Origin of the sequence: Lacinutrix sp. MedPE-SW (assembly GCF_001874145.1) — a bacterium.
Lineage (GTDB): Bacteria > Bacteroidota > Bacteroidia > Flavobacteriales > Flavobacteriaceae > Lacinutrix.
Genome location: NZ_MPCX01000017.1, coordinates 39,728 through 48,264 on the forward strand (window position 1 = coordinate 39,728; position 8,537 = coordinate 48,264).

Annotated in this window: 6 protein-coding genes; 1 reads left to right on the top strand and 5 read right to left on the bottom strand. The window is 31.9% G+C overall.

Translation table 11 applies throughout. The features are described 5' to 3' along the window. Positions 1-169 precede the first annotated feature (169 nt). Positions 170-1,195: a LacI family DNA-binding transcriptional regulator gene (locus BM549_RS13410; RefSeq protein WP_290470736.1), complete on the top strand. Its 1,026-nt coding sequence runs from the start codon at positions 170-172 to the stop codon at positions 1,193-1,195. Between the two features lie 8 nt (positions 1,196-1,203). Here BM549_RS13410 and queG read toward each other — a convergent pair whose 3' ends face one another. The 5 genes from queG to BM549_RS13435 all read right to left on the bottom strand — a co-directional run. Next, positions 1,204-2,130, bottom strand: coding sequence for a tRNA epoxyqueuosine(34) reductase QueG (gene queG, locus BM549_RS13415; RefSeq protein ID WP_290470737.1), 927 nt, complete (start codon positions 2,128-2,130; stop codon positions 1,204-1,206). Positions 2,131-2,154: 24 nt separating this feature from the next. Beyond that, positions 2,155-3,177, bottom strand: coding sequence for a Holliday junction branch migration DNA helicase RuvB (ruvB, locus tag BM549_RS13420; protein ID WP_290470738.1), 1,023 nt, complete (start codon positions 3,175-3,177; stop codon positions 2,155-2,157). A gap of 122 nt (positions 3,178-3,299) precedes the next feature. Then, positions 3,300-5,186 carry an OmpA family protein gene (locus BM549_RS13425; protein WP_290470739.1) on the bottom strand — a complete coding sequence of 629 codons (1,887 nt, stop codon included), beginning with the start codon at positions 5,184-5,186 and terminating at the stop codon, positions 3,300-3,302. Between the two features lie 17 nt (positions 5,187-5,203). Continuing rightward, a complete protein-coding gene (locus BM549_RS13430) occupies positions 5,204-6,160 on the bottom strand; it encodes a type IX secretion system membrane protein PorP/SprF (protein ID WP_290470740.1) in 957 nt (318 codons plus the stop codon). 27 nt (positions 6,161-6,187) lie between these two features. After that, positions 6,188-8,537, bottom strand: a 2,350-nt coding sequence (locus BM549_RS13435) for a gliding motility-associated C-terminal domain-containing protein (protein WP_290470741.1), incomplete at its 5' end; no start/stop codon positions are given.

Here is an 8,537-nt window from a genome sequence, read left to right on the forward strand (position 1 = left end):
ATAATTTTTAGTTAATTAATAATATTTATAGCTGTTATATCACAAATCTATAATTAAAGATACCTAAAAATATAAATTTATTAATCGAAAACGTTTTCGATTTTACGAAAACGTTTTCGATTAATAATTACTATATTAGATTTTAGAATTACATTTATAAAAAAATTGCATGAAACCTGCTACTCTTAAAGATATCGCTGAAACTTTAAATATTTCTATAACAACTGTTTCTAAAGCATTAAAAAATTACCCTGATGTTAGTAAAAAAACTAGAAAACTTGTAAGAGAAACAGCTGCTACATTAAATTATAAGCCTAATGCATTCGCTGTTAATTTAAGAACAAAAGAGTCTAAAACTATTGGTCTAATTATTCCTGAAATAGTACATCACTTTTTCTCAAGTGTAATTAAAGGCATAATTTCTCAAGCTGAAAAAAAAGGATATTTAGTAATAATATTACAATCTAATGAGTCTTACGAATTAGAAAAACAACAATTAGACTTGTTACTTAATAAACGTGTTGATGGTATTTTAATTTCGCTTGCAAATGGTACTTCAGACTTTAAACATTTGAATGATATTATTGAAAGCGGTACACCTTTAGTTATGTTTGATAAAATTGCAAAACTTGTAAACTGTTCTAAAGTAGTTATTGATGATAGAAAAGCTGCATACATAGCTACACAACATTTAATTGATACAGGCTGTAAACGTGTTGCTCATTTTAGAGGTCCATTATTACCACAAAACTCTATAGACAGATTTCTTGGTTATAAAAAAGCATTATTAGATAATGGCTTTGATTACGACCCAAGTTTAGTATATACATGTTCATGTGATGATATGAGTTTTAACGAAGGTAAAGCCAATGCTGCAAAATTATTAGAAGACCATAATGATGTTGACGGTATCTTTATTAATACAGATATGGTTGCTATAGGAGCAATTACAGAGTTTAATAAACGTGGAGTAAAAGTTCCTGAAGACATTTCTGTAGTGGGATTTAGTAATTGGTTTATGTCATCTGCCATAACACCATCACTAACAACTATAGATCAACCTGGGTTTAAAATGGGAAAAATGGCTTTTAAACAATTATATAAAGAGCTTAAGGCTAATAAGAATAATAAAGTTATACACCCTAAGATTATAGAACTAGAAACCAGTTTAGTTAAAAGAAACTCGACAAAATAAAAAATAATTTATTTTAAAAACTCAATATTTCGTTTTAATCCAGAAAATTTAGTTCGTTTTACTGCCGACTTTTGAAACACTTTTTTAAATACATCTTCAGTAATTTCATCCCAATCTTTTTTAGTCATATCTAACAATTCTGGATGCGGATTAAATAATGGTTCATTATGTGGCTTAGAAAATTTATTCCATGGACACACATCCTGGCAAACATCGCAACCAAACATCCAACTATCAAACTTACCTTTCATCTCATTAGGTAATTGGTCTTTAAGTTCTATTGTAAAGTAACTTATACATTTACTTCCGTCTACCACATAAGGTTCTACAATTGCTTGAGTTGGACAGGCGTCTATGCATGCAGTGCAAGTTCCACAATGGTCTGAAACTATAGTATCGTATTCTAAATCTAAATCTATTATTAGTTCTGCTATAAAATAAAAAGAGCCTACTTGTTGGGTTAATAAATTACTATGTTTACCAATCCAGCCTAATCCAGATTTTGCTGCCCAAGCTTTATCTAACACTGGTGCAGAGTCTACAAAAGCTCTACCACTTACTTCCCCAATTTCTTCTTGTATATAATGTGTAAGTGTTTTTAATTTAGATTTTATTACATGATGATAATCGTTACCATAAGCATATTTTGAAAGTTTGGGAGCTTCTGGATCTTTTTGGGTTTCTTCAGGATAGTAATTTAGTAAAAGAGAAATAACACTTTTAGAATCTTCTACTAATTTTGTTGGGTCTAAGCGTTTATCAAAATGGTTTTCCATATAACGCATTTCACCATTCATATTTTTATTTAGCCAGTTTTCTAAACGTGGTGCTTCGGCTTCTAAAAATTCGGCTTTGCTAATACCACAAGATAAAAAACCGAGGCGTTTGGCTTCGGTTTTAATAAGGTTTGTGTATTTCGCTTTATTATTTATCATTAAAGAATTTTGCTTTGTTTTAAGTTAAAACAAACCTCCTTGAGTTGGTCCTTTAATTTTACCCAAATGCTCATAGGCTAATGCTGTAACTTCTCTGCCTCGAGGTGTTCGCATAATAAAGCCTTGTTGTATTAAAAAGGGTTCGTAAACTTCTTCTACTGTTTCGGTACTTTCACTAACTGCGGTTGCTATAGTAGTAATGCCAACAGGTCCTCCTTTAAATTTATCTATTATTGTAGAAAGTATTTTATTATCCATTTCATCTAAGCCATAAGCATCTACATTTAACGCTTCTAAGCTAAATTTTGCTATTGCAATATCTATACTTCCGTTTCCTTTTATTTGTGCAAAATCTCGCACGCGTCTTAACAGTGCATTTGCTATTCTTGGTGTTCCTCTACTTCTACCTGCTATTTCTATAGCTGCTTCCATAGATATTGGTACATTTAGAATTTGTGCACTTCGTTGTATAATGGTACTTAATAAATCGGTTGAATAATATTGTAGGCGACTTTGTATACCAAAACGTGCACGCATTGGCGCTGTTAATAAACCTGATCGTGTTGTTGCTCCAACTAAAGTAAAGGGATTTAAATTTATTTGAACTGTTCTTGCGTTAGGACCAGACTCTATCATGATATCTATTTTAAAGTCTTCCATTGCAGAATACAAATATTCTTCTACAATAGGACTTAACCTATGAATTTCATCTATAAATAAAACGTCTCTATCGTCTAGATTAGTTAACAGTCCTGCTAAATCTCCTGGCTTATCTAAAACTGGTCCCGAAGTGATTTTAATACCTACATTAAGCTCATTAGCTAATATATTGGCTAATGTAGTTTTACCTAAACCTGGTGGTCCATGAAATAATGTATGGTCTAATGCTTCGTCTCTTTGGTTTGCTGCTTGAACAAAAACTTGTAAGTTTTCTAACACATTATCTTGACCCGTAAAATCATTAAAAGATAATGGTCTCAATGTTTTTTCGATATCGAATTCTTCAGGTGAAAAGTTTTCGTTAGATGGATTTAGGTTCTCGTTCATAGGAATAAATAACGTTTGGATTTCTTAATAAAAAAGAAAATTCAACTTAAGCAAATATAAAGAAAAAGCCTTTCAGTTTTAGTTTTACTGAAAGGCTTCTTATTATGATGCTAGTGTAAATACTAGTTTAAAATTTTAAACTCACAACGTCTGTTAATATCATACTCTTCATCTGTACAAATACCTTCTTTATCACAATTGTTTAGTGGTTGCATTTCGCCGTAACCTATACTTTTTAAACGGTTACGCTCTATACCTTTACTTACTAAATATTCTAAAGTTGAAGCAGCACGACGTTTAGATAGATTTAAGTTATATTGATCATTACCGCGTGCATCTGTGTGTGCAGACACTTCTACTTCCATATCTTTATATTTATGCATTAATTCTACTAAAACATCTAATGTTTTTGCTGCATCTGGACGAATATTAGATTTATCGAAATCGAAATAAATACGATCTAAAGTGATTTGGACATCACCTTTTTCGTTTTCTTTTATACGCTCTTCAGCATCTGCATAAGACTCTAAAACAAGCTCTATATCGTGTTGTACTTTTCCTTTGCTATCTGTAGAAAACTCTACATCTTGAGGAATATAAGCTTTACGTGTACCACGAACTTTGTATTTTTTATTAGGTTCGATTTTAAATAGATATTTAGCCTCGTTACCTACTAAAGTATCTTGAATAACGGTTCCTGTTTCATCAAATAATGTTACTAATGAACCTACTAAAAGTTCTTTGCTGTTTTTGTCTGTAACAATACCTTCTACTTGATATTTAGTTAAGTAATTTTCTTCACGTGCAAAACCGTATAATTTATCGTAACCTGTTCTATTTGATGATACATAACCTTTGTTATCTTTTTCACGTATAACGTACGCAAAATCGTCTAAATTACTATTTATGGTACTTCCTAAATTTACTGGCTTATCGAAGTTTCCGTTTACAGAGTTGCTTCTATATACATCTAAACCTCCAAAACCTAAATGGCCAATAGAAGAAAAATATAATACATCATTTTCGCTAATAAAAGGAAACTGTTCTCTATGTTTTGTGTTTACTTTATCTCCTAAGTTTTCTGGTTCACCGTAAGTTCCATCTTCATTTATTGCAACTCTATAGATATCAAAGCTACCAAAACCACCTTCCATATCACTAGCAAAGTATAAGGTTTTTCCGTCTTTACTTAGTGATGGATGTTCTGTACTATAATTGTTTGATGTAAAAGGTAAAGCGGTTACGTTGGTCCAGACACCATTAACAAGTTCTGCTTTGTAAATTTTAATATGTGCTATTCTACCATCTTCATTTTTTGTTTTGGTTTTATTAGTTCTATTAAAATACATTGTTTTTCCATCTTTACTAAATGTAGCGCTACTTTCGTGAGAGTCTGTATTTATCTCACTAGAAAAAGGTGTTACGTTTTCAATTGTTCCATCTTTAGTAATTGTTCCATTATACAAATCTAAATATGGTAACTCATTCCAAACATAAGATGGATTATCGCTATTTCTAGATGATGCAAATGCTACTTTATTATCTCCATAAAAAGTTAAACCAAAATCACTACTAGAGTTTTTATTTTCTAACTGTTTTAGTTTAAAAGTATGAGGTGTTGTTTTTGTATTTTCTTCAATAAATGCCAATGTATTTACAGGTTTAGCACTGTATATACTTAAGTACTTATCTGCTTCTTTATAGTTTTTTACACCTTTTAATGCTTGTGCATACCTAAAGTAAACATCTATGTCTATAGAATCTTTATAGGTTACAAAAAACTCGCGATAAGTTTTAATTGCTTTTTGCATTTGTGAGTTATAATAATAACTATCTGCTAAATTTTGAAGCACTTGTTTAGAACGGTCTTTAGTTTCGTAAATATTTGCTGCTTCTTTATAAGCTCTCATTTCAAAAAGCTTATCGGCTCTTTTTAAACTTCCTTTTTGTGCAGAAGCGATACTGCTAACAAATAAAAGGCAAGTAAATATGTATATATAATTTTTCATTTTATAAGTCTTTGAGGTTAGAAGAAACGTGGTGAACGATCATATCCACCTTTTAAACCGAATAAATCGATATCAAATAAAGCAAATATTTCGTGAGATCCAGAGTTGTAATCACCAAGATTAGTTGTAGTATAATCGTAAGCATAACCAATTCTTAATTGAGGTGCTATTTTAAAATTAACAATTGCACTAACAGCGTCATCTAATCGATATCCTAAACCTGCTTCTAATTTTTCGTTGAATAAAACATTTGCATTTAAATCTAAAGCTAAAGGCGCTCCGTTTACCGCTTTTGCCATAAAAGATGGTTTAAATTTAATATCTTGATTAATATTAAAAACATAACCACCAGTAAAGAAATAGTGAATACTTTGTACTCCCGTAGACTGGATTCCATTTTCATTTTCTAAATGCTTTGTAGTAAGCATATTTGGTGCAGATATTCCTAAGTAGTATTTATCTGTAAAGAAAAAAGCTCCAATCCCTAAATTTGGGAATGCCTTATTTATATTCTCGTTAAATGCAGTATCTGTTGATTGATTTCCAGACTCTAATACGAAACCATTAAAATTTGCTTCAAAAAGTGTTACTCCAGCTTTTAAGCCTAAAGATAGTTTACTTTCTAAACCTACTGGAAGTACATAAGCAAAATCTGCATAAATGTTATTTTCTTTAACAATATCACCAACATTATCGTTAGTAAATGAAAGTCCTAATTCAATTTTCTCATTAACTGGAGAGTGTACAAAAAAGCTTCCTGTTTTTGGGGCTCCTTCTACTCCAACCCATTGCGTTCTATACAAACCTCCAATATTTAAAATATCTTCATTTGCAGTTGCATATGCAGGGTTTATAACGCTCATATTATACATATACTGTGTAAATTGAACGTCTTGTTGCGCATTACCTTGAAACGATATAACCATCAAGCAAACGACAACAGCTATTTTATTATATATATTTAAATTTTTCATTGTTTTAAATTTTGTGTTGTCTATAAATTATCTGCTTAAATATAAAGTTCCTTGTTGTGGTTTATTTACACCATCGTTAAAATTGAATATGTAGAAATACACTCCTACAGGCAATTCTCCTCCTCCAATTAATCTAGATTGGTTAGATTTACCGTTAAAAGCAGGAGTTGATGCATTCCCTTTATAAACTACATTACCATAGCGGTTGTATATTTCAATTTCGAAATTTGGATAAATAATATCTAAATTTTCAATATTAAAGGTATCATTTACACCGTCATTATTTGGAGAAAAACCATCTGGGATAACTAATAAACCACAGCCAGTTAAATCTGGACTTACATCTAATCGTATACTACTTTCACAACCAGAAGTAGAGTCTATTAATACTGCATAATATGTTGTATTAACTTCTAAATTTGTTGATGCCGTAACTACATTTCCTCCTGTAGGTGCATCATACCAAACTACATTGTTTGAAGCTGAATTATATTCTGTAATATTAGCTGTTAACTCTGCAATAGTTGGAGCATCGTTAATACACAATTCTAAATCTGAATTTAAAAGTGTTGGTGTTGGTGCATCATTAATAGAAACAACAACTTGAACTCTTGTTGAAGATTCACAACCATTAGTTGTGTTATTTTGTACTGCAAAATAATCTTCTCCATCTATTAATGCTTCACTAGCATCTAGTGGCGTACTATCATTTTCTTCTGCATACCAAGTTATATTTGTTCCATTTACTGCTGTATCTAAATCTGAAACTACTGCATCATCAACTGCACAAAAAGCTGGAGAAGCGTTTACAATTGTTACTGCTCCTGTATCGTTTACAGTTACTGTTGCAATTGCATTACTATTTACTGTACAAGGTGCTGTTGCTATTACTGTATATGTAAAGTTATAAGTACCTGGAGTAACTAATGATAAATCAAGGTTATTACCAGAAAAACCGTTTGCGCTATCATCGTTTGTAAATGTACCTGATGCATCTGGTATATCATTTAATACAGACAATAAATCTAAAATATTATTAGATGTATCTACATCTGCCGCACAAATTGTAAATGTTCCGTTTGTGCCTGCATTTGGTGCTTGTGAAACAGATACTTCAAAACTTGTACTAGAATTCCCACATGAGTTTGCAATGAAGTAAATATATGTTCCAGATTCATTTACAGCAGGATCGAAGATGTTTGATACAGAATTACCATTGTAAATCCACTCACCACCAATATCTTCTCCTGTAATGTTTGTAAATAAATCGAATGTTCCATCTGTACTACAAAAAGCCAAGTCTCCATTTGAAGTTCCAGAACTTAAAGGCTCTTGAATAGAAACTGTTATACTTGTTACTGCATCTGCACAAGGTGCTGCAGAAACGGTATATGTAAATATATAATCTCCAGGTGTAAACCCTGTTACATCATACATTGAAGGAGTTGTAATTACTGTTCCAGAAGAATCTGTCCAAGTACCCGTAGTATCTTGAGTCCCATCTAAGCCAGTATTTAAATCTACAGTAGTATCATTACATACTATTATTGGATTTGTAGCTAAGCCTCCTGAATTAGGTAAAGGGATAATAGATACTGTAACTTCTACTCTAACTGAAGATTCACAGCCTGTTGTAGCATCTGTTTGGGATGCATAGTAAGTTTCTCCATCTTGTAATGGTGTCGCTGCATCTAGAGCATTACCTCCTGTTGCTTCATTATACCATAATATGCTTGTTCCCGTCGCAGACAAATCTGCTACTGTTGCTGCATCACAAAAATCTTGAGTTGCCATAGCTGTTGGAGCTGGAGTATCGTTTATTGTTATAGTTACTGTTGGCATATTTGGGTCATCACAACTACCAATAGCATCTACATCATAAGTAAACGTATAGGCTCCCGGTGCTAAACCGTCTAGGGTTAAAATACTTCCTGATAATTGATTTGAAGGCGTATTATCACTCCAAACTCCTGGTTGATCTTCACCGTTTAAATAATCGAAAAGATCTATTGTTTGACCACTAACAATATCTGAAACACAAAATTCTGGTGATTCGCTAACCGTTCCGGCTACTGGTGCATCTTCTACGGTTACTGTAACTGTAGAACTATTTGTACACCCATTAGAATCTGTAATTGCATATGTGAAATTGTAAACACCAATAGTTAATAATGTTAAATCTACATTACTGCCTGTTAATGCTCCTGTAGTATCATCATCTGTCCAAGTTCCACCTGCATCATTTCCTGATAACTGACCAAATAAATCTAATGGTGAGTTTGCTGTTAAATCATTTTCACAGAAAGTAGCTGGAGTTGGTGTTCCTGTATTTGGTAATGGGTTTATTGTTATTTCAACTGTTACTAACTCATCATCA